A 20,068-nucleotide genomic window follows, 5' to 3' on the forward strand; every position below is an offset into this window, starting at 1 on the left:
TCCCCGGCGGCGCTCAGGCCTGCGTCGCCGCCGCCGCGCCGGGGCGGTCGACCAGCTCGACCTGGTCCACGGCGTTGCACCAGCGGCAGCGCACCGACTCCACGGACTCGCTGAGCACCTCGCGCTCCTCGACCGTGGGCTCGCCCGCCAGGTCCAGGTGGACGTACTCGACGACCTTGCTGGAACGGGTGACGTCGAACCGGGTCAGGTTGCCGCACAGGGAGCAACGCCAGCGGGTCGTGGCGGTCGGCAGGGGCACCGGCATCGGTCGTCTCCTCGGTCGCGCGGATGCGTTCCGGTCACCCTACGGCCTCGGTGGTCCCCCGCGCTGCGGCGAGGCGCCCCGCGACCGTTACGCCCGTTCCGCCATGATCGGTCCATGGTCATCCCGGTGTACGACAAGAACCCCGTCCACCGCACACCCGTGGTGACGTACGCCCTGATCGGGCTGTGCGCGTCGCTCTTCCTCATCAGCCCGTCCTCCGGGCTCAACTACATGTACGGCATGGGCCACGATCAGGTGTGCGCCCAGGCGACGTACTTCGCCCGCTGGGGTGTCATCCCCGCCGAGCTCTGGCACGGCCGGATCCCCCTGGCGCAGGTGCCGATGCCGGCGGACTGCCCGCCGCTGGGGTCCTTCGCCACCTCGCCGTTCGTGTCGGTGCTCACCGCACTGTTCGTCCACGGCAGTTGGGTCCACCTGCTCGGCAACATGCTGTTCCTCTGGGTCTTCGGCGACAACGTCGAGAACCGCATGGGCCGCTTCCGGTTCCTGCTCTTCTACGTCGTCTCGGGCTACCTGGCGACGTACGGCTATGCGCTCGGGCACGCCTCCTCGACCCAGACCCTGGTCGGGGCGTCCGGCGCGATCTCGGGGGTGCTCGGCGCGTACCTCTACCTCTACCCCAAGGCCCGGGTCACCAGTGTCTTCCCCTTCCTCTTCTTCCTGCCGCTGCGCTTCCCGGCCTGGATGGTGCTGATCTTCTGGTTCGTGCTGCAGTGGCTCGCCGGCGAGATCCAGCAGACCGGTCCCGGGGTGGCCTACCTCGCCCACATCACCGGCTTCGTCTTCGGCTTCCTGTGCGCGTGGGTGTGCTATCGCGCAACGCCTAAGCTTGAGCCCGCAGCCAGGGCGACCCAAGGAGACCTACAGCCGTGATCACCGCGATCGTGCTCATCAAGACCAGCGTCGACCGTATCCCCGAGATCGCGGAGTCCATCGCCGCGCTCGACAGCGTCAGCGAGGTCTACTCCGTCACGGGCACGTACGACCTGGTCGCCATGGTGCGGGTGGCCCGGCACGACGAGCTCGCGGACGTCATCCCCGGCCGGATCAGCAAGATCCCCGGTGTCGAGGCCACGGACACGCACGTGGCCTTCCGCACCTACTCCCAGCACGACCTCGAGACGGCCTTCGCCATCGGCCTGGACGCGTAACCGGTCCGCCCGGCGCGGCGCTGCGGGGCGGACCGGGACGCTCAGGCCTGGTCCCGGTCCGGGACGCAGCGGCCGTCCTCGGTGCGGTAGCGCCACTTGGCACCGTCCGCCACGAGCTCCCGCACCGCGGCGACGAAGCGCTCCACGTGCTCGTCCGGGGTGCCCGCGCCGAACGAGACGCGGATGGCGTTGAGCGTGGGGGCACCCCCGGCCGAAGGCCGGGCGGGCTCGCCGGGGGCGGCGTCGGGGGCCCCGCACTCACCCGGCTCCTGGTCAACGCCGCCGAGCAGGGTGCGCACCAGGGGGTGCGCGCAGAAGAGGCCGTCGCGGACGCCGATGCCGTACTCGGCGGAGAGCGCCGCCGCGAAGTGGGAGCTGTTCCAGCCCTCGACGACGAAGGAGATGACGCCGACCCGGGGGGCGTCGTCGCCGAACAGCGACAGCACCTTCACCTCGGGCACCTCGGCCAGTCCGGCCCGCACCCGCGCCACCAGCGCCTGCTCGCGCTCGACCAGCCGGTCGAACCCGGCCTCCGTCAGCACGCGGCAGGCCGAGGCGATCGCGTAGGCGCCGATGACGTTGGGCGAGCCGGCCTCGTGCCGGGCGGCCGTGGTGTGCCAGTCGACGTCCACGCCGCCGTCCGCTCGCCGGGCCACCCGCCGCGAGGCGCCGCCCCCGGCCAGGTAGGGCTCGGCCGCGCACAGCCAGTCGGCGCGGCCGGCGAGCACACCGGAGCCGAACGGCGCGTACAGCTTGTGCCCGGAGAAGGCCACCCAGTCCACGTCGAGTTCGGCGATGTCCACCGGGTGGTGCGGGGCCAGCTGCGCCGCGTCCAGCACGATCCGGGCCCCGTGCGCGTGGGCCGCCGCGGCCAGCTCCCGCACCGGCCACAGCTCGCCGGTCACGTTGGACGCCCCGGTCACGCAGACCAGCGCCGGTCCGTACGACTCCCGGGCGGCCAGTGCCCGCTCCAGTGTCGCCACGGCCTCCCCCGGGGTGCGGGGGGCGCCCAGGTAGGTCACGTCGGCGTTCCGCCACGGCAGCAGGGACGCGTGGTGCTCGGTCTCGAAGACGAAGACGCTCGTGCCGGCCGGTACGGCGGCGGCCAGCAGGTTCAGCGAGTCGGTGGTCGAACGGGTGAAGACCACCTGGTCGTCGGGGCGGCAGCCGAGGAACTCCGCGACCGTGGCGCGGCTCTGCTCGAACAGGTCCGTCGACAGCTGCGAGAGGTAGCCGGCCCCCCGGTGGACACTGCCGTAGTACGGCGCGTAGGCCGCCACGTCGTCCCAGACCCGCTGCAGGGCGGGCGCGCTGGCCGCGTAGTCGAGGGCGGCGTAGCCGACCTCGCCCCCGGTCACGAGCGGCACGAGGACGTCGCGCCCGAGCACGGGCAGCGCGGCGTGGACGGACGAGGGCAGGGCAGGGCGCAGCGACATGGCGAACTCTCCTGGGAGCATGCGGGAGTGACGGGACGTCAGTGATGACGGAACAGCCCTCGGCACGACGGGCGAAGGCCCGGGGAGGGGGGAGGACGGCTGGGGGCCCGAAAGGCCCTAGCGCATTCGCTTGCTCATGGAGGAACTCCTCTGACCGCGCTTGCCGCAGACCTCGCTGCCTGCGGCCTGGTCATCACCCGGGGCACCCCGCCACGGAAGGAGGGTTGCCGGACAGCGGGCCGGGGCCGTGTCGCTGTCACTCGTGACCTGCGCAGCATCATGCCACACGCGCGGGGCGCCGCAAGCCGCGGTCCGCATCCCGGACGGTCCGCCCGCGGGCGGACAGCACGGAGGGCCGGGGCAACGGCCCCGGCCCTCCGCGGTCGTTCCCGCGACTACGCCTGCGTGGCCGCCGCCCACCGCTCCAGCGTCCGCGCGGCCGCACCCGAGTCGACCGACTCGGCCGCCCGGGCGATCCCGGCCGCGATCCGGTCGGTCAGCGAGCCGCCCGCGCCCTCCAGCGCCACCAGCGCGGCCGCCGAGTTGAGCAGCACCGCGTCACGCACCGGGCCCGTCTCGCCGGCCAGCAGTCGCCGGGCGACGTCGGCGTTGTACGCCGCGTCCGCGCCCCGCAGCGCCTCGATCGGCACCAGTTCGATGCCGACGTCGCGCGGGTCGAAGGACTCCTGCTCGACCTTCCCGTCCCGCACCACCCACACCTGGGAGGTGGACGTGACGGTGAGCTCGTCCAGCCCGTCGTCGCCCCGGAACACCAGCGCGGAGGAGCCGCGGCGGGCCAGCACGCCGGCGATCAGCCCGGCCATCCGGGTGTCGAAGCACCCCACGGCGGAGGCGCCCACGCGTGCCGGGTTGGTCAGCGGGCCGAGGATGTTGAACGAGGTGGGGATGCCCAGGTCGCGGCGGGCCGGGGCGGCGAACCGCATCGCGGGGTGGAACTTCGCCGCGAAGCAGAAGGTGATCCCGGTGTCCTCGGCGACCTTCGCCACCCGGTCGGCGGGCAGGTCGAGGTTGATGCCGAGCTTCTCCAGGACGTCGGAGGCGCCGCTGGCGCTGCTGGCGGCGCGGTTGCCGTGCTTGACGACCTTGGCCCCCGTGCCGGCGATGACGATGGCGGACATCGTCGAGATGTTCACCGTCCTGGCCCGGTCGCCGCCGGTGCCGACGATGTCCACGGCGGGGCCGGGGATGTGCAGCGGCTCCGCGTGCGCGTACATCGACTCGACGAGGCCGGTGACCTCCTCGACGGTCTCCCCCTTGGCCCGCAGCGCCACCATGAAGCCGGCGACCTGGGCGTCCGAGGCCTCACCGCTCATGATCCGGTCCATCGCCCACGCCGCCTCCGCGGCGGTCAGGTCCTTGCCGTTCAGCAGTGCACCCAGGACGTCGGGCCAGGAGCCGCCCGCCATTGATGCGCCTCCGGCGGGGTTCACAACGCTCATGGTCCACACTCCATGGGGTCTGACGTGCGACGGGAATCCTTCGGCTCCAGCCTATCGGCGCCGGGGAACGGGAAAGGGCCCCGTCCATCGGATGGACGGGACCCTGCCCGGTGGCACAGCTTCAGTGATCAGTGGTGACCGTGGCCGCTCGTGATCTCCTCGTACTCCTCGACCGTGGGCTTGTCGATCTGCGTCCCCTCGCCGTAGTAGCCGCGGGACAGCTTCGCGCGCAGCTTCGCCGTGGGGCCGACCTTCTTCTCCACGCCGTTCTCGTCGACCTCGGGGCCGACCTCGAGCGGCTTGGGCTGCTCGTGCTGGGTGAGCTTGAACAGCGAGCCCTGCTCCAGCGGCTCGTGGATCTCGATGAACTCACCGTGCGGGAGCCGCTTGATGATGCCGGTCTCGCGACCGTGCAGCACCTTGTCGCGGTCGCGTCGCTGCAGACCCAGGCAGATCCGCTTGGTGACGACGAAGACCAGCACCGGCAGCACGAAGAACGAGATCCGGACCACCCAGGTGATCGCGTTGATCGACAGATGGAAGCGGGTGGCGAAGAGGTCGTTGCCACCGCCGACGAGCAGGATCAGGTAGAGGCTGATCCAGGCGGCGCCGATGCCCGTGCGGACGGGCCGGTTGCGCGGCCGGTCGAGCAGGTGGTGCTCGCGCTTGTCACCGGTGACCCAGGATTCCAGGAACGGGTAGACGCCCATGAAGCCCAGGACCAGCGGGAAGATCACCAGCGGGATGAACACGCCCAGGACGAGCGTGTGGCCCGCGAAGTTGATCTCCCAGCCCGGCATGATGCGGATCAGGCCCTCGGAGAAGCCCATGTACCAGTCGGGCTGGGCGTCGGTCGACACCTGGTCCGGACGGTAGGGGCCGTACGCCCACACCGGGTTCACGGAGACCAGCGCGGACATGGCCGCGATGACACCGAAGACGATGAAGAAGAAGCCGCCCGCCTTGGCCGTGTAGACCGGGAAGAACGGCATGCCCACGACGTTCTTCTCCGACTTGCCGGGGCCGGCCCACTGCGTGTGCTTGTGGTAGACGATCAGGATCAGGTGGGCCACCAGCAGGCCCGCCATGATGCCGGGGATCAGCAGCACGTGGATCGTGTAGAACCGCGGCACGATGTCGGTGCCGGGGAACTCACCGCCGAAGAGGAAGAACGAGAGGTACGTGCCGACGATCGGCACGGACAGCACGGCGCCTTCCATGAAGCGGATACCGGTGCCCGACAGCAGGTCGTCCGGCAGCGAGTAGCCCATGAAGCCGTCGAACATGCCGAGGAACAGCAGCAGGAAGCCGAAGACCCAGTTGACCTCGCGCGGCTTGCGGAACGCACCGGTGAAGAAGATGCGCATCATGTGCACGAGCATCGCGGCCACGAAGACGATGGCCGCCCAGTGGTGGATCTGGCGGACGAGCAGACCGCCGCGCACGTCGAAGCTGATGTGCAGGGTCGACGCGTACGCATCGGACATCGTGATGCCCTGCAGCGGCGCGTAGGAGCCGTCGTAGACGACCTCGTTCATCGCCGGGTGGAAGAACAGCGTCAGGTAGACACCGGTCAGGATGATGATGATGAAGCTGTAGAGGGCGATCTCGCCCAGCATGAAGGACCAGTGGTCCGGGAAGATCTTCCGCAGGTTGGCCTTGCCCAGGCTGTAGATGCCCAGCCGGCCGTCGGCCCAGTCGGCGACACGTTCGCCGGCGGGCGCCTTTCCGCGCTGCTTCGCGCTCGCGCTCGTGTTGGTGCTCATCCACGCTCCCAAAACGCAGGGCCCACGGGCTCTTCGAAGTCGCCCAGTGCCTCGAGGTAACCCTCACCGTTCACGCTGATGTGCAGCTGCGGCAGGGCGTGACCGGCGGGACCGAAGATCACCCGGGCACCGTCGGAAAGGTCGAACGTCGACTGGTGGCACGGGCAGAGCACGTGGTGCGTCTGCTGCTCGTAGAGGCTGATCGGGCAGCCGACGTGGGTGCAGATCTTGGAGAACGCCAGGATGCCCTGGTGCGCCCACTCGCGGGACTTCTTGTCCTTGATGTCGTCCGGCTGGATGCGGACGATCATCAGGGCCGCCTTGGCGAGCTGCTCCTGGTAGTCGTGCTGCTCCTCCTCCAGGCCCTCGGGCACGGCGAAGGTGAGCGAGCCGACGGCGACGTCCTCGGGACGCAGCGGCTTGTTGGTGTTCTGGTTGATCAGCAGCCTGCCCTTGGACCACAGCGTGTGGCGGAGCTTGTCCTCCGGCAGCGGGCCGAGGTCGCGCAGCAGGAACACACCGGAGAGCGGCACCAGGGTCAGCGCGCCGAGCATGGTGTTGCGGATCAGCTTGCGGCGGCCGATCTGGCTCTCCCCGGCCCCGGTGGCGAAGTCGGCCTTGACCTTGGCGCTGACCTCGGGGCTCGCCTCGATCGGGTGGCGGTCGTCGGCGACCTCGACGTCCGACATCAGCGTGCGGGCCCAGTGGACCGCGCCGGCGCCGATGGCGAAGAGCGAGACGCCGAGGGTCATGCCCAGCGCGAAGTTCAGCGCGCTGATGTGACCCAGCGGCCAGATGTAGACGATCTTGTCGATCGGGATGACCACGAAGCTGGCGATGAAGGCCAGCGTGGCGAGCATCGACACGGTGAACAGGAAGGCCACCGTGCGCTCGGAGGACCTCGCGGCCTTCTCGTCGATGTCCTGGCGGCGCGGCAGGTGGGCCGGGAAGCCCGGGTCCGCGAACGGGTTCTCCGCGGTCGCGAGCTGGCCGCCGCCCTGGTGTGCCGGCCTGTCCGGCAGGTTCTCTTGTGACATGTCCTGACTCATGACTTCTTCGCCTTGGTGGTGTGGGCCGCGAGCCAAATGGCGCAGGCGATCAGGGCCCCGAGGCCGAAGATCCAGCCGAAGAGACCCTCGGTGACCGGGCCGAGGCTGCCCAGCGACATGCCGCCGGGGCTCGGCGCGCCCTCGCCGTTGACGGCGTCGAGGTAAGCGATGATCTCCCGCTTGTTCTCCTCCGGCATCGTCGTGTCGGGGAAGGACGGCATGTTCTGCGGGCCGGTCAGCATGGCCTCGTACAGGTGCTTGTCGCTCACGCCTTCCAGCGTGGGCGCGTACTTGCCGTGCGTCAGCGCTCCGCCCTTGCCCTGGTAGTTGTGGCACTGGGCGCAGTTGGTGCGGAAGAGCTCCCCGCCGCGCGCGGCGTTGGCGCCGGCCGGGTCGTACTGCTCCTCGGTGGGCGTGACCGGACCGGGGCCCAGCGAGGCGATGTACGCCGCGAGCTGGTCGATCTGCTTCTGGTCGTAGATGACCTTCTTGCGCGGCACCTGGGCGCCGGGCTGCTGGGCCGGCATGCGACCGGTGCCGACCTGGAAGTCCACGGCCGCGGAGCCGACGCCGACGAGGCTGGGGCCGTCACTGCCGCCCTGCCCCGACGTACCGTGGCAGCTGGAGCAGCCGACGGCGAACAGCTTCTTGCCCTCTTCGATGGCGAGGGACTGAGAGCTGTCGTCGGCCTGCGCCTTGGGCGCCGGCGCGAGCGCGGCGTACAGCCCCCCGATGGCCGTGAGCGCGACAAGTAGGACGACGAGCGCCGCCAGCGGGTGGCGCCGTCGTGCGGAGAGCTTTTTCACGGATTACCCCGGTGTCAGGATCTCTTGCGTCGATGGTTCTGGATGTCGTTGACCGTGTGCGCAACTCGCGCGGGGCCCCGACTACTTGATCAGGTAGATCGTGGCGAAGAGGCCGATCCAGACGACATCGACGAAGTGCCAGTAGTAGGACACGACGATGGCCGCGGTGGCCTGCTCGTGGGTGAACCGCCGTGCCGCGTAGGTCCGTCCGAGGACCAGCAGGAAGGCGATGAGACCACCCGTCACGTGCAGACCGTGGAATCCGGTGGTCAGGTAGAACACCGAACCGTACGGGTCGGAGGAGAGCGAGAGGCCGTCCTCCTTGACCAGGTTGGTGTACTCGAAGATCTGACCGCCGACGAAGATCGCGCCCATGATGAACGTCACGATGAACCACGCGCGCAGCTTCTTCACATCGCCGCGCTCGGCGGCGAAGACACCCATCTGGCAGGTGAAGGAGGAGAGCACGAGGATCGTGGTGTTCGTCGCCGAGAACGGGATGTCCAGGACGTCGGCGTGCGCCTTCCAGTACTCGGCACCCGTCACCGAGCGAAGGGTGAAGTACATCGCGAAGAGGGCCGCGAAGAACATCAGCTCGGAACTCAGCCAGATGATGGTTCCGACGCTGGTGAGGTTCGGCCGGTTGACCGACGGGTGCGCGTGCCCGGTTTCTACTGCTGTTGCTGTCGCCACGACCGACATTATGTCGGTCGCTTATCTCGCGCTCACTCCGGGGGGTGCCATTCGGTGTGTCAAGGCCCTTGAGGTAGGGAAAGGCGTCGCCCGAAGGAGCTAACCCTCCTCGAAGCACCCTGCCCGGGAGTAAGGTTCGGCCACAGGCAGGCGACTCCACGAGGGCGAGGAGGCACGGATGCAGACGACCGCGACGGTGCTGGTCTACAGCGACGACAGGAACACCCGGGAACAGGTCCGTCTGGCCGTCGGCCGCCGCCTGGCGAGCGACCTGCCGCCGGTGGAGTACATGGAGTGCGCGACCCTCCCGGCGGTCCTCAGCGCGCTGGAGAACGGCGGCATCGACGCGTGCGTGTTCGACGGCGAGGCCGTCCCGGCCGGCGGCATGGGAGTGTGCCGCCAGGTGAAGGACGAGATCTTCCGCTGCCCGCCGGTGCTGGTGCTCATCGGGCGCCCCCAGGACGCCTGGCTGGCCAGCTGGAGCCGGGCCGACGCGGCGGTGAGCCACCCGGTCGACCCGGTCGCGCTGAACGAGGCCCTGGCGGGGCTGCTGAGGCAGCGGCTGGCCGTCGACGCGTAGCGTCACATCTCGGGCTGAAGACGGGCCTCAGGGGCGTCGGTACGGTCGGCGACGGCCGGGTCGGCGCCCTTGCGCGTTCCCGTCGCACTGCCCTTGCGCCACTCGCTCCAGGACAGGTTCCAGTCGCCGAAGCCGTTGCTGAAGGCGGGCATGTCCTCACCCAGGCTGTGGACGACCGAGACCAGGTCGCCGCGCCGCACGTTGTCGAAGAACCAGTGGGCGTTCTCGGTGCTCATGCCGACGCAGCCGTGGCTGACGTTGGCGATCCCCTGAGAGCCCACCGACCAGGGCGCCGCGTGCACGTACTCACCGCTCCAGGTCACACGGGTGGCCCACTGGACGGGCAGGTCGTAGGAGTCGGAACTGCCCGAGGCGATCCCCACGGTCTCGCTGCGCATCCTTACGTTGGCCTCCTGACCCAGCACCACCTTGATGCCGTTGCGGGTGGAGAACCCCGGCTTGCCGGTGGTCACCGGGATAGTGCGGACGAGCTTGCCGTTGCGCTTGAAGGTCATGGAGTGCGTCGCGGCGTCGGTGACGGCCTCGACGCGGTCGCCGGTGCGCAGCGTCAGCGGCTTGACGTCGCCCCCGTAGAGCGAGCCCTTGATGTGCACGTTGTCCAGGGTGCTGCGCACGTCGATGCGGGCGTGCGCGGGCCAGTAGGTACGGGGGCGGTAGTGCAGGGTCTTGTCGTCGACCCAGTACCAGGCGCCCTCGTCGGCCGCCGGGGAGGCGTTGACGTGCAGGTTGCGCTCGACGACGCTCCGGCCGAGGGTGTCCTTCACGGCCGCGCTCAGCTCGGCGGTGATGGGCTGTCCGACGCCGTAGGTGCCGCTCTCCGGGCCGAAGGTGACCTTCAGATGGCGCTTGGTGCCCGAGGTGTCCACGGCGAGCGTCTTGCGTCCCTGGTGGCCCTTCGCGTCCTCGGTGGTCACCTTGACGACGTAGTGCGCCGCGGAGGAGAGCTTCGAGGTGCTGCGCCAGCTCTTGCCGTCCGCGGACAGGCGGCCGCTCACGTAGCGTCCCGAACCGTCGGTGGCCGTCACATCGGTGATGCGGTTGCCCTCACCCTTGACGGTGATTTCCAGCGGCTTCTTGGGGTCGGCCTTCTTCGACCCGGTGGTTCCCCCGGTCCACACGACCTGGCCGGCGGCGTCGTAGGGGGCGGTGGCGAGGGGATCGCCGCCGCCCGAACAGGAGGCCAGCGGCGCGGAGAGTGTCACTGCAGCGATCGCGGTCGCCATGCGGCGCGGAGAAAAGTGACCCATGGTCACCACGCTAGGCAGAGATGATCTCCGGCGCTCGCCGAGCGCGTACGAACGGGCGATGGCCCGGACCCCCCGTTCGGGGTCCGGGCCATCGCCGTGCGGTGCGTGGGCGCCGGGCGCTCACTGGGTGCGGTTCTCACCCCGGTAGTACTCGAAGACCCAGCCCCACAGGCCGACGAGGATGAAGGGCGCGCCGAAGTAGATGAGCCACCAGCCGAAGATGATGCCCAGGAAGGCGGTGGCTCCACCGAAGGCCAGCAGCAGCGGCTGCCAGCTGTGCGGGCTGAAGAAGCCCAGCTCGCCGGAGTCGTCCGCGACGTCCGCGTCCTCACGGTCCTGGGCGCCGGTGTCGGCGCGCCGGGCGGTGAAGGCCAGGTAGAAACCGACCATCACGGCGAGGCCGAAGGAGAGGAAGAGCGCCGTGGTGCCGACCGGCTCCTTGGACCACAGGCCGTAGACGACGGCCATGCCCAGGAAGAAGACGGACAGCCACAGGAACAGCTTGCCCTGGAACTTCACTTGCCGCTCTCCTTCTCATCGCCGCCGGAGACGGCCGGGGCCGCGCCGACGTTCTCCAGCTGGTCCAGAGCGGCCATCTCCGGGTGGTGGAGGTCGAAGGCCGGGGATTCGGACCGGATGCGGGGCAGCGTGAGGAAGTTGTGCCGCGGCGGCGGGCAGGAGGTCGCCCACTCCAGCGAGCGGCCGTAGCCCCACGGGTCGTCCACCTCGACCGGCTTGCCGTACTTCGCCGTCTTCCACACGTTGTAGATGAACGGCAGGACCGACAGGCCCAGCAGGAAGGAGCTGATCGTCGAGATGGTGTTCAGCGTGGTGAAGCCGTCGGCGGCCAGGTAGTCCGCGTAGCGGCGGGGCATGCCCTCGGCACCCAGCCAGTGCTGGACGAGGAAGGTGCCGTGGAAGCCGATGAACAGCGTCCAGAAGGTGATCTTGCCCAGGCGCTCGTCGAGCATCTTGCCGGTGAACTTCGGCCACCAGAAGTGGAAGCCCGAGAACATCGCGAAGACGACCGTGCCGAAGACGACGTAGTGGAAGTGCGCCACCACGAAGTACGAGTCGGAGACGTGGAAGTCCAGCGGCGGCGAGGCCAGGATGACACCGGTCAGACCACCGAAGGTGAAGGTGATCAGGAAGCCGATGGCCCAGAGCATGGGTGTCTCGAAGCTCAGTGAGCCCTTCCACATGGTGCCGATCCAGTTGAAGAACTTCACACCGGTCGGTACCGCGATCAGGAAGGTCATGAAGGAGAAGAACGGCAGCAGCACACCACCGGTGACGTACATGTGGTGGGCCCACACCGTCGCCGAGAGGCCGGCGATCGAGATCGTCGCCGCGATGAGGCTGACGTAGCCGAACATCGGCTTCCGGGAGAAGACCGGGATGACCTCACTGATGATGCCGAAGAACGGCAGCGCGATGATGTACACCTCTGGGTGCCCGAAGAACCAGAAGAGGTGCTGCCATAGCAAGGCGCCGCCGTTGGCGGCGTCGAACACGTGCGCACCGAACTTCCGGTCGGCCTCCAGGGCCAGCAGCGCGGCGGCCAGCACCGGGAAGGCGAAGAGCACCAGCACACCGGTGAGCAGCACGTTCCAGACGAAGATCGGCATCCGGAACATCGTCATGCCGGGGGCGCGCATGCAGATGATCGTGGTGATGAAGTTGACCGAGCCGAGGATCGTACCGAAGCCGGAGAACGCCAGACCCATGATCCACAGGTCGCTGCCGATGCCCGGCGAGCGGACCGCGTCGGTCAGCGGGGAGTAGGCGAACCAGCCGAAGTCGGCGGCGCCGTTCGGGGTGAGGAAGCCGGCGACCGCGATCAGCGAGCCGAACAGGTAGAGCCAGTAGGCGAACATGTTCAGCCGCGGGAACGCGACGTCGGGGGCGCCGATCTGCAGCGGCATGATCCAGTTCGCGAAGCCGGCGAAGAGCGGGGTCGCGAACATCAGCAGCATCACGGTGCCGTGCATCGTGAAGAGCTGGTTGAACTGCTCGTTGGACACCACCTGGGTGCCCGGGCGGGCGAGTTCGGCGCGCATGACGAGCGCCATCACGCCACCGATGAGGAAGAAGAAGAACGACGTCGCCAGGTAGAGCGTGCCGATCGTCTTGTGGTCGGTGGTGGTCAGCCACTTGACGATGACGTTGCCCGGCTGCTTCGTGCGGACCGGCATCTCGTCCGCGTACGCGTCGTCGTGCGCGGCGGCCGCACCGTGGGGTTCGTTGAGAATGCTCACTGGGTCTTGGTCTCCGCGTTCTTGGCGTTGCCGGTGGTGGCAATGCCTGCCGGGACGTAACCGGTCTGGCCCTTCTTCGCCAGGTCCTGGAGGTGCTGCTTGTAGGCCTCCGGGGAGACGACCTTGACGTTGAAGAGCATCCGGGAGTGGTCCACACCGCACAGCTCGGCGCACTTGCCCACGAAGGTGCCCTCCTTGTTGGGGGTCACCTGGAAGACGTTGGTGTGTCCGGGGATGACGTCCATCTTCATCAGGAAGGGAACCACCCAGAAGGAGTGGATGACGTCACGCGAGGTGAGGACGAACCGGACCGACTCGCCCTTGGGGAGCCACAGGGTCGGGCCCGGGTTGCCGGTGTCCTGGTCCTTGGAGGCCGGCGTGCCGAAGTCGTAGACGCCGTCGGCACCCGCGGGCGCGTCCAGCTTCTTCGCCGAGATCGTGGAGAGCTCCGCGGGCACCGTGCCGGCCGCCGGGGTCGACGGGTTGCCGTCCACGTCCTCGACGTAGTTGAAGGCCCAGCTCCACTGGAAACCGACCACGTTGACGACGTGGTCGGGCCGCGCGGAGGTCTCCAGGAGCTTGGACTCGTCCCGGGCGGTGAAGTAGAAGAGCACCGAGATGATGACCAGCGGGACGGTGGTGAAGAGCGCCTCGATCGGCATGTTGTAGCGGATCTGGGGCGGGATCTCCACCTTGGTGCGGCTGCGCCGGTGGAAGATGATGCTCCAGAGGATCAAGCCCCACACGAGCACGCCGACCGCCAGCGCGGCAGCCCAGGAACCCTGCCAGAGCGACAGGATCCGCGGTGCCTGTTCCGTGACGGGGCTGGGCATGCCGAGGCGGGGGAAGTCCTCGTATGTGCAACCGGTGGCGGTCGCAAGGACCAGGCCCGCGGCCAGCGCCTGCGGCAGAATCCGCCGCATCGGGCGCCGCGACGAGCGGTCGGAGCCGTAGGGACTCACGTAGCGCCTTCCCGAGAGTCTCGCCCACGCGTCCGGATGCCCGGCCTGTGCTGGTCGGTCGCCCTGGCGCGGGCAGTGGTGTGGATGTTTATGCGGACCAAACCCTACTGGACTCGATTTTGGGGCGCGCGGGGAGGGGTGCCAACGCGCCGGGGCTGCCCCCGAAGGGGTGTCGGGCACCGCTGCGCACCTGCGGAGGGCCCCGTTTCGGGGGCTTTTGACTGGTCCCCAGACGCTCCGCGGGGACGCCGGGGCGTAGCGTGCAGGACGTGCCCTACTTCGACGCCGCGTCCGCCGCACCACTGCATCCCGTCGCCCGGCAGGCACTCCTCGCCGCGCTCGACGAAGGGTGGGCCGATCCCTCCCGGCTCTACCGCGAAGGGCGCCGCGCACGGCTGCTCCTCGACGCCGCCCGCGAGGCCGCCGCCGACGCCGTCGGGTGCCGTCCGGACGAACTCGTTTTCACTCCTTCGGGTACTCGTGCGGTGCACGCGGGGGTGGCCGGGGCGCTCGCCGGCCGACGCCGGATCGGCCGGCACGTGGTCGTCTCGGCCGTCGAGCACTCCTCCGTGCTGCACGCGGTGGAGGACGCCGACGTCACGCAGGTGGGCACGGACCGCACGGGTCTGGTCGACCCCGACGCCTTCGGCGCCGCGCTGCGCGAGGACACCGCGCTGGCCTGCCTGCAGTCCGCCAACCACGAGGTCGGCACGGTGCAGCCGGTCGACCGGGCCGCCGAGCTGTGCCGGGCGGCGGGGGTGCCGCTGCTCGTGGACGCCGCCCAGTCACTGGGCTGGGGCGCGGTGGCGGGTGGCTGGTCGCTGCTGACCGCGAGCGCCCACAAGTGGGGCGGACCGTCCGGCGTCGGCCTGCTGGCGGTCCGCAAGGGCACCCGCTTCGCCGCCCAGCACCCCTCGGACGAACGGGAGTCGGGGCGGGCACCCGGCTTCGAGAACCTGCCCGCGATCGTCGCCGCGGCGGCCTCCCTGCGGGCGGTGCGCGCCGCGGCGGACGCGGAGGCGGCACGGCTTTCCGCCCTGGTCGACCGCATCCGTACGGCGGTGCCCGAACTCCTCCCGGACGTGGAGGTCGTGGGCCACCCCGAGGTGCGGCTGCCGAACGTGGTGACCTTCTCCTGCCTCTACGTGGACGGCGAGGCGCTGCTGCACGAACTGGACCGGGAGGGCTTCTCCGTCTCCTCCGGGTCGTCGTGCACCTCCAGCACGCTGACGCCCAGCCACGTGCTGAAGGCGATGGGCGTGCTGTCCGAGGGGAACGTCCGGGTCTCGCTGCCGGCGGGTACGGAGGCGGGCGACGTGGACCGCTTCCTCGAGGTGCTGCCGGGCGTGGTGCGGACGGTACGGGAGCGGCTCGGCGCTCCGGCGCCGGCGTCCGGGCCCGCGGCGCGGGCGGCGCGGACGGCGGGTGGAGCGGGGGCTGCGGAGGAGGAGGGCGAGCCCGACCTCGTCGTGGACTCCCTCGGCAAGCGGTGCCCGATCCCGGTCATCGAGCTGGCGAAGGTCATCGGGGACGTGCCGGTCGGCGGCGTCGTGTCGGTGCTCTCCGACGACGAGGCCGCCCGGCTCGACATCCCCGCGTGGTGCGACATGCGCGAGCAGGAGTACCTCGGCGCGCACGCCGCGCCCCGCGGCGTCGCGTACTGGGTGCGCCGCGTCTCCTGACGGGCCCGGGGGTTGCGGGCGACCGCCCGCAACCCCGCGGTGAGCCTCAGTGCAGGTGGGTGCGGACCTCTTCGGCGGCCTCGTCGCCGTAGGCCTTGGTGAAGCGGTCCATGAAGTGGGCCCGCCGCAGCTGGTACTCCTGCGTGCCGAGGGTCTCGATCACCAGCGTCGCCAGCATGCAGCCCACCTGTGCCGCGCGCTCCGCCTCGACGCCCCAGGCGAGGCCGGAGAGGAAGCCGGCGCGGAAGGCGTCGCCGACGCCGGTGGGGTCGACCTTGGCGTCCTCCTCCGGGCAGCCCACGACGATCGGCTCCTCGCCGGCCCGCTCGATGCGGACGCCGCGCGAGCCCAGCGTGGTGACGCGGGTGCCGACCCGGCCGAGGATCTCCTCGTCCGTCCAGCCGGTCTTGGACTCGATGAGGCCCTTCTCGTACTCGTTGGAGAAGAGGTAGGCCGCGCCGTCCAGCAGTATCCGGATCTCGTCGCCGTTCATGCGGGCGATCTGCTGCGAGAAGTCCGCCGCCCACGGGATGTCGCGGGAGCGGCACTCCTCGGTGTGGCGGAGCATCGCCTCGGGGTCGTCGGCGCCGATGAGCACCAGGTCGAGGCCGCCGACGCGGGCGGCGACCGAGTGCAGCTCGATGAGGCGGGCCTCGCTCATGGCACCGGTGTAGAAGGAGCCGATCTGGTTGTGGTCGGCGTCGGTGGTGCAGACGAAGCGCGCCGTGTGCAGCACCTCGGAGATGCGGACGGAGGCGGTGTCGACGCCGTGCCGGTCGAGCCAGGCGCGGTACTCGTCGAAGTCGGAGCCGGCGGCGCCGACGAGGACGGGCCGGACACCCAGCTGGCCCATGCCGAAGCAGATGTTCGCACCGACGCCACCGCGGCGTACGTCGAGCGTGTCGACCAGGAAGGAGAGGGAGACCGTGTGCAGCTGGTCGGCGACGAGCTGGTCGGCGAATCGGCCGGGGAAGGTCATCAGGTGGTCGGTGGCGATGGAGCCGGTGACTGCGATACGCACGGCTGGAACGCTCCTGCGGAGGCGGGCTGCGGACGGGACCTGTCCACGCTACCGGCTGGGCCGGTGGACGCCGACATGGTGAAACTACCCGATAGTAGGGCTTTCTCCCGTGACGCCACGTGCCTAGGGTCGTATGCATGACCACTCCTCTTCCCCCCGCGCCCCTCGGCGACCCCGAGTCGCTCGCCGAGCTGATCGGCGACTGCCGCAAGATGGCCGCGCACTGGGAGGTCCCCGCGGAGGACGAGTCCGCGCGGGTCAGCCCGGCGAGCCTGCACGGGATCACGGTGCCGGCCGCGTCGTCGCACGTCGTCGAGGGCATGGCCGAGTACGCCGACTGATCGGAACCGCGAAGCGCTCCGGCCCGTCCAAGTGGCGTCCCCCGGTTGAAGGACCGGGACGTCAGCAGCTGTGCGGAGCCGAAGGAGCCATCGTGGAGAGCGAGCCGACGCGAACGCGCCGCCGGCACAGGCCGCCGTGGGTGATGTCGACGGTGGCCGTGGCCGTACTGGCCGCCGGGGGCGGTGGTGCCTACTGGGCCTCGTCGAGTGCCGAGGGCGGTGTACCGCGCGCCTCGGGCGGCAGCGGGAGCGACGCCGCGGAGCCGCTCGAACTGGACTCCGCCACCGGCGGCACGGGTGCCGAGCTCACCGTCCGGGGCGATCTGCCCGACGGCCCCTCCTCCGCCGCCGTGCAGCGGCCGGGCAGCGTGTCGCGTGCCGCCGTGGAGCGGCTCGCGCAGGCCCTGGGCGTGCCGGGCACGGTGAAGTCCGACCACGGCGTGTGGAAGGCCGGTGGTACGCCGGACGGGGGCGGTCCGGTGCTCCGGGTGAACAAGGACGCGCCGGGCACTTGGGCGTACTCGTACTACGGCGGCAAGCCCCGCGAGGGCCGCGCCCCGGCGCAGGACGACCTCGCGGTGCCGGCGGCGGAGGCGCTGCGCAGGGCCGCGCCGGTCTTCGCGGCGCTGGGACTGAAGGGCGCACGTACGGACGCCGGCGAGGTCTCGGGGGTCCTGCGCACGGTCACCGCGGACCCGCGGGTGGCGGGGCTGCCCACGCACGGCTGGCGGTCGGCGGTGCAGGTCGCCTCGGACGGGCTGCTGGTCACCGGGCACGGCATGATGGCACCGCTGACCAGGGGTGACACCTACCCGGTGGTGTCGGCGAAGGAGGCGCTGAAGCTGCTGGAGCGCCCCGGGACGGGCGGTGACCTGGGGATCGGCGACTGCCCCACCGTGGTGCCGAAGCCCTCCCGCGCCCCCGGCGACGACCCGACGCTGCCGCAGGTGCTCCCCTGCGTACCGACGGCGCACCGGCCGATGGAGGTGCGGAAGGCCGAGTTCGGCCTGTCGGCCCAGTTCGTGGCCGGGCGGCAGACGCTCGTGCCGTCCTGGCTCTTCGAGGTGGCGCAGGAGGGCGTGACGCGCACCTCGGTGCTGGCCCAGCCGGCGGTGGACCCGGCGTACGTGCGGGGCGGCACGGCCTCCCCCGCGCCCTGGGGGACGGCGGCACCGGCCGCCGGGGCGGCGAAGGTCGAGTCGTACCGCGCCGAGGGGACGGAGCTGACCCTGCGCTTCTGGGGCGGGGTGTGCAGCGACTACACGGTCTCGGCCGACGGCTCGGGCACGGTGGTGAAGGTCAAGGTCACTGCGGTGGAGAAGGAGCCGGGGAAGGCCTGCATCATGATCGCCGAGCGGTTCTCCCGCACGGTCCGGCTCGACACGCCGCTGGGCGACCGCAAGGTCGTCGACCTCTCCGACGGCAGCACGGTGCCGCGGAAGTAACCGGGGCGCCGGGAAGGCGCGTCAGGACATGCCGAAAACGGCGGGCACCCCGGGTGTCCGCCGCTTTCGCGCGGGGCTCAGTGGAACGAGTCGCCGCAGGCGCAGGAGCCGGTGGCGTTCGGGTTGTCGATCGTGAAGCCCTGCTTCTCGATCGTGTCGACGAAGTCGATGGAGGCGCCGCCGAGGTACGGGGCGCTCATGCGGTCGGTGACCACCTTCACTCCGCCGAAGTCCTTCACGACGTCGCCGTCGAGCGCGCGCTCATCGAAGAACAGCTGGTAGCGCAGGCCGGAGCAACCGCCCGGCTGGACGGCGACGCGCAGCGCGAGGTCGTCGCGGCCCTCCTGCTCGAGCAGGCTCTTGACCTTGGAGGCCGCCGCGTCGGACAGGATGATGCCCTCGCTCTGGCTGGTCTCGTCCTGAACCGTCATCTGATCCACTCCCGGGTTGTACGGATGCTGCCACAACGGTGAACCGGTGGCTTCCCGGATTCATTCCTCCGGGTCCCATGCGTCTTGGCGCCATCCATGCTCGCACACCGGGCCTTGTTCGGGTAATGCGTCACATTGACGCGAGGGCCATCGTCATTCTGACGCGAACGGGTTATGATAGATAGCGTCAAATAGACGAAAAGGTTTGAGCCGTAGTTCCGCAGAGAAAGGGCTTCGGGCCCGTGACCACCACATCCGAACCGCTGGACGTCCAGCCGACCCCGCTCGCCCTGCTCCTCCTGGGCCGCGAGTCCGACCCGCGCAGCGAGCGCGGCGTCGACTGTCCCGGCGACCTGCCCCTCCCCTCGGACCCGGATCTGGTGGAGCGCGCCCGCGCCGCCAAGGCGAAGCTCGGCGAGAAGGTCTTCGTCCTGGGCCACCACTACCAGCGCGACGAGGTCATCCAGTTCGCCGACGTCACCGGCGACTCCTTCAAGCTGGCCCGTGACGCCGCCGCCCGGCCGGAGGCGGAGTACATCGTCTTCTGCGGTGTGCACTTCATGGCCGAGTCCGCGGACATCCTGACCTCCGACGCCCAGCAGGTGATCCTCCCCGACCTGGCGGCCGGCTGCTCCATGGCCGACATGGCCACCGCAGAGCAGGTCGCCGAGTGCTGGGACGTGCTCACCGAGGCCGGCGTCGCCGACGTCACCGTGCCCGTCTCGTACATGAACTCCTCCGCCGACATCAAGTCCTTCACCGGCCGTCACGGCGGCACGATCTGCACCTCCAGCAACGCCAAGCGCGCCCTGGAGTGGGCGTTCCAGCAGGGCGAGAAGGTGCTCTTCCTCCCCGACCAGCACCTCGGCCGCAACACCGCGGTCCGGGAGATGGGCCTCTCGCTGGAGGACTGCGTCCTCTACAACCCGCACAAGCCGAACGGCGGGGTCACCGCGGAGCAGCTGCGCGACGCCAAGATGATCCTGTGGCGCGGGCACTGCTCGGTGCACGGCCGCTTCTCGCTGGACTCGGTGGAGGACGTGCGCGCCCGCATCCCCGGCGTCAACGTCCTGGTGCACCCCGAGTGCAAGCACGAGGTCGTCACCGCGGCCGACCAGGTCGGCTCGACCGAGTACATCATCAAGGCCCTGGAGGCGGCGCCGGCCGGTTCGTCCTGGGCGATCGGCACCGAGCTCAACCTGGTCCGCCGACTGGCCAAGGCGCACCCGGACAAGCAGATCGTCTTCCTCGACAAGACCGTCTGCTTCTGCTCGACCATGAACCGGATCGACCTGCCGCACCTGGTGTGGGCGCTGGAGTCGCTGGCCGACGGCAAGGTCGTCAACCGCATCCAAGTCGACCGGGAGACCGAACACTTCGCGAAGCTGGCGCTGGAGCGGATGCTCGCCCTGCCCTAGGGGCAGGATGGGCGC

20 protein-coding genes and 1 riboswitch are annotated in these 20,068 nt (G+C 70.1%); of the genes, 7 read left to right on the forward strand and 13 right to left on the reverse strand.

Annotated elements, in window-relative coordinates:
- Positions 1–13: 13 nt before the first annotated feature.
- Positions 14–265 (reverse strand): hypothetical protein, encoded by a 252-nt coding sequence (locus PV410_RS34850; RefSeq protein WP_499511418.1) that lies wholly within the window; start codon positions 263–265, stop codon positions 14–16.
- Positions 266–379: 114 nt separating this feature from the next.
- Here PV410_RS34850 and PV410_RS34855 point away from each other — a divergent pair, with 114 nt between their 5' ends.
- Together PV410_RS34855 and PV410_RS34860 are read left to right on the forward strand one after the other, a co-directional pair.
- Complete coding sequence (locus PV410_RS34855; protein WP_500329914.1) at positions 380–1,159, forward strand: rhomboid family intramembrane serine protease; 780 nt, start codon at positions 380–382, stop codon at positions 1,157–1,159.
- A complete protein-coding gene (locus tag PV410_RS34860; RefSeq protein WP_018557042.1) occupies positions 1,156–1,437 on the forward strand; it encodes an Lrp/AsnC family transcriptional regulator in 282 nt (93 codons plus the stop codon). Before PV410_RS34855 ends, PV410_RS34860 begins: the two co-directional genes overlap by 4 nt.
- 41 nt (positions 1,438–1,478) lie before the next feature.
- On the opposite strand, the gene PV410_RS34865 is transcribed toward PV410_RS34860, so the two are convergent.
- The 6 genes from PV410_RS34865 to ctaE form a co-directional block, all read right to left on the reverse strand.
- Positions 1,479–2,873 carry an aminotransferase class V-fold PLP-dependent enzyme gene (locus PV410_RS34865; protein WP_500329916.1) on the reverse strand — a complete coding sequence of 465 codons (1,395 nt, stop codon included), beginning with the start codon at positions 2,871–2,873 and terminating at the stop codon, positions 1,479–1,481.
- A 151-nt stretch (positions 2,874–3,024) separates the two neighbouring features.
- Positions 3,025–3,141, reverse strand: a riboswitch (SAM riboswitch).
- Between the two features lie 127 nt (positions 3,142–3,268).
- Entirely contained in the window at positions 3,269–4,333 is a 1,065-nt protein-coding gene (trpD, locus tag PV410_RS34870; RefSeq protein ID WP_500329918.1) for an anthranilate phosphoribosyltransferase, read from the reverse strand.
- Between the two features lie 128 nt (positions 4,334–4,461).
- Entirely contained in the window at positions 4,462–6,099 is a 1,638-nt protein-coding gene (qcrB, locus tag PV410_RS34875) for a cytochrome bc1 complex cytochrome b subunit (protein ID WP_499511422.1), read from the reverse strand.
- The gene (gene qcrA, locus PV410_RS34880; protein WP_500329920.1) at positions 6,096–7,136 is read right to left on the reverse strand and encodes a cytochrome bc1 complex Rieske iron-sulfur subunit; all 1,041 of its coding nucleotides are present in this window, start codon (positions 7,134–7,136) and stop codon (positions 6,096–6,098) included. Before qcrA ends, qcrB begins: the two co-directional genes overlap by 4 nt.
- Before the next feature lie 8 nt (positions 7,137–7,144).
- Positions 7,145–7,954 carry a cytochrome bc1 complex diheme cytochrome c subunit gene (gene qcrC, locus PV410_RS34885; protein ID WP_500329921.1) on the reverse strand — a complete coding sequence of 270 codons (810 nt, stop codon included), beginning with the start codon at positions 7,952–7,954 and terminating at the stop codon, positions 7,145–7,147.
- Positions 7,955–8,035: 81 nt separating this feature from the next.
- Positions 8,036–8,656 (reverse strand): aa3-type cytochrome oxidase subunit III, encoded by a 621-nt coding sequence (gene ctaE / locus PV410_RS34890; protein WP_500329923.1) that lies wholly within the window; start codon positions 8,654–8,656, stop codon positions 8,036–8,038.
- Positions 8,657–8,825: 169 nt separating this feature from the next.
- On the opposite strand from ctaE, the gene PV410_RS34895 reads away from it, so the two are divergent.
- Positions 8,826–9,227, forward strand: a complete 402-nt coding sequence (locus PV410_RS34895; RefSeq protein ID WP_499511425.1) for a hypothetical protein — start codon at positions 8,826–8,828, stop codon at positions 9,225–9,227.
- Between the two features lie 2 nt (positions 9,228–9,229).
- Here the strand turns inward: PV410_RS34895 and PV410_RS34900 are convergent, their stop codons facing one another.
- The 4 genes from PV410_RS34900 to ctaC form a co-directional block, all read right to left on the reverse strand.
- Positions 9,230–10,495, reverse strand: coding sequence for a L,D-transpeptidase (locus PV410_RS34900; protein WP_500329925.1), 1,266 nt, complete (start codon positions 10,493–10,495; stop codon positions 9,230–9,232).
- A 120-nt stretch (positions 10,496–10,615) separates the two neighbouring features.
- On the reverse strand, positions 10,616–11,014 hold the full coding sequence (locus PV410_RS34905) for a cytochrome c oxidase subunit 4 (protein WP_499511427.1): 399 nt from the start codon (positions 11,012–11,014) through the stop codon (positions 10,616–10,618).
- A complete protein-coding gene (gene ctaD, locus PV410_RS34910; protein WP_499511428.1) occupies positions 11,011–12,753 on the reverse strand; it encodes an aa3-type cytochrome oxidase subunit I in 1,743 nt (580 codons plus the stop codon). Before ctaD ends, PV410_RS34905 begins: the two co-directional genes overlap by 4 nt.
- Positions 12,750–13,715, reverse strand: coding sequence for a cytochrome c oxidase subunit II (ctaC, locus tag PV410_RS34915; protein WP_499511429.1), 966 nt, complete (start codon positions 13,713–13,715; stop codon positions 12,750–12,752). Before ctaC ends, ctaD begins: the two co-directional genes overlap by 4 nt.
- A 269-nt stretch (positions 13,716–13,984) precedes the next feature.
- On the opposite strand from ctaC, the gene PV410_RS34920 reads away from it, so the two are divergent.
- Complete coding sequence (locus PV410_RS34920; RefSeq protein WP_500329927.1) at positions 13,985–15,397, forward strand: cysteine desulfurase/sulfurtransferase TusA family protein; 1,413 nt, start codon at positions 13,985–13,987, stop codon at positions 15,395–15,397.
- A 46-nt stretch (positions 15,398–15,443) separates the two neighbouring features.
- On the opposite strand, the gene PV410_RS34925 is transcribed toward PV410_RS34920, so the two are convergent.
- Complete coding sequence (locus PV410_RS34925; RefSeq protein WP_499511431.1) at positions 15,444–16,418, reverse strand: carbohydrate kinase family protein; 975 nt, start codon at positions 16,416–16,418, stop codon at positions 15,444–15,446.
- Positions 16,419–16,555: 137 nt separating this feature from the next.
- On the opposite strand from PV410_RS34925, the gene PV410_RS34930 reads away from it, so the two are divergent.
- Both PV410_RS34930 and PV410_RS34935 read left to right on the forward strand, forming a co-directional pair.
- On the forward strand, positions 16,556–16,759 hold the full coding sequence (locus PV410_RS34930) for a hypothetical protein (protein WP_499511432.1): 204 nt from the start codon (positions 16,556–16,558) through the stop codon (positions 16,757–16,759).
- A gap of 92 nt (positions 16,760–16,851) precedes the next feature.
- Positions 16,852–18,204: a hypothetical protein gene (locus tag PV410_RS34935; RefSeq protein WP_500329929.1), complete on the forward strand. Its 1,353-nt coding sequence runs from the start codon at positions 16,852–16,854 to the stop codon at positions 18,202–18,204.
- Between the two features lie 77 nt (positions 18,205–18,281).
- Here PV410_RS34935 and PV410_RS34940 read toward each other — a convergent pair whose 3' ends face one another.
- A complete protein-coding gene (locus PV410_RS34940) occupies positions 18,282–18,635 on the reverse strand; it encodes a HesB/IscA family protein (protein ID WP_499511434.1) in 354 nt (117 codons plus the stop codon).
- Between the two features lie 242 nt (positions 18,636–18,877).
- On the opposite strand from PV410_RS34940, the gene nadA reads away from it, so the two are divergent.
- Complete coding sequence (nadA, locus tag PV410_RS34945; RefSeq protein ID WP_500329931.1) at positions 18,878–20,053, forward strand: quinolinate synthase NadA; 1,176 nt, start codon at positions 18,878–18,880, stop codon at positions 20,051–20,053.
- Positions 20,054–20,068: the final 15 nt, after the last annotated feature.

Origin of the sequence: Streptomyces sp. PA03-5A (assembly GCF_033792725.1) — a bacterium.
Classification (GTDB): domain Bacteria; phylum Actinomycetota; class Actinomycetes; order Streptomycetales; family Streptomycetaceae; genus Actinacidiphila.

What these genes read in the sequence shown, in the direction of transcription:
- ctaE (WP_500329923.1), bottom strand. Translation starts at nt 8,656, where the DNA reads ATGTCGGTCGTGGCGACAGCAACAGCAGTAGAAACCGGGCACGCGCAC.
- PV410_RS34895 (WP_499511425.1), top strand. Translation starts at nt 8,826, where the DNA reads ATGCAGACGACCGCGACGGTGCTGGTCTACAGCGACGACAGGAACACC.
- qcrB (WP_499511422.1), bottom strand. Translation starts at nt 6,099, where the DNA reads ATGAGCACCAACACGAGCGCGAGCGCGAAGCAGCGCGGAAAGGCGCCC.
- qcrA (WP_500329920.1), bottom strand. Translation starts at nt 7,136, where the DNA reads ATGTCACAAGAGAACCTGCCGGACAGGCCGGCACACCAGGGCGGCGGC.
- PV410_RS34855 (WP_500329914.1), top strand. Translation starts at nt 380, where the DNA reads ATGGTCATCCCGGTGTACGACAAGAACCCCGTCCACCGCACACCCGTG.
- PV410_RS34940 (WP_499511434.1), bottom strand. Translation starts at nt 18,635, where the DNA reads ATGACGGTTCAGGACGAGACCAGCCAGAGCGAGGGCATCATCCTGTCC.
- PV410_RS34930 (WP_499511432.1), top strand. Translation starts at nt 16,556, where the DNA reads ATGACCACTCCTCTTCCCCCCGCGCCCCTCGGCGACCCCGAGTCGCTC.
- PV410_RS34865 (WP_500329916.1), bottom strand. Translation starts at nt 2,873, where the DNA reads ATGTCGCTGCGCCCTGCCCTGCCCTCGTCCGTCCACGCCGCGCTGCCC.
- PV410_RS34900 (WP_500329925.1), bottom strand. Translation starts at nt 10,495, where the DNA reads ATGGGTCACTTTTCTCCGCGCCGCATGGCGACCGCGATCGCTGCAGTG.
- PV410_RS34850 (WP_499511418.1), bottom strand. Translation starts at nt 265, where the DNA reads ATGCCGGTGCCCCTGCCGACCGCCACGACCCGCTGGCGTTGCTCCCTG.
- trpD (WP_500329918.1), bottom strand. Translation starts at nt 4,333, where the DNA reads ATGAGCGTTGTGAACCCCGCCGGAGGCGCATCAATGGCGGGCGGCTCC.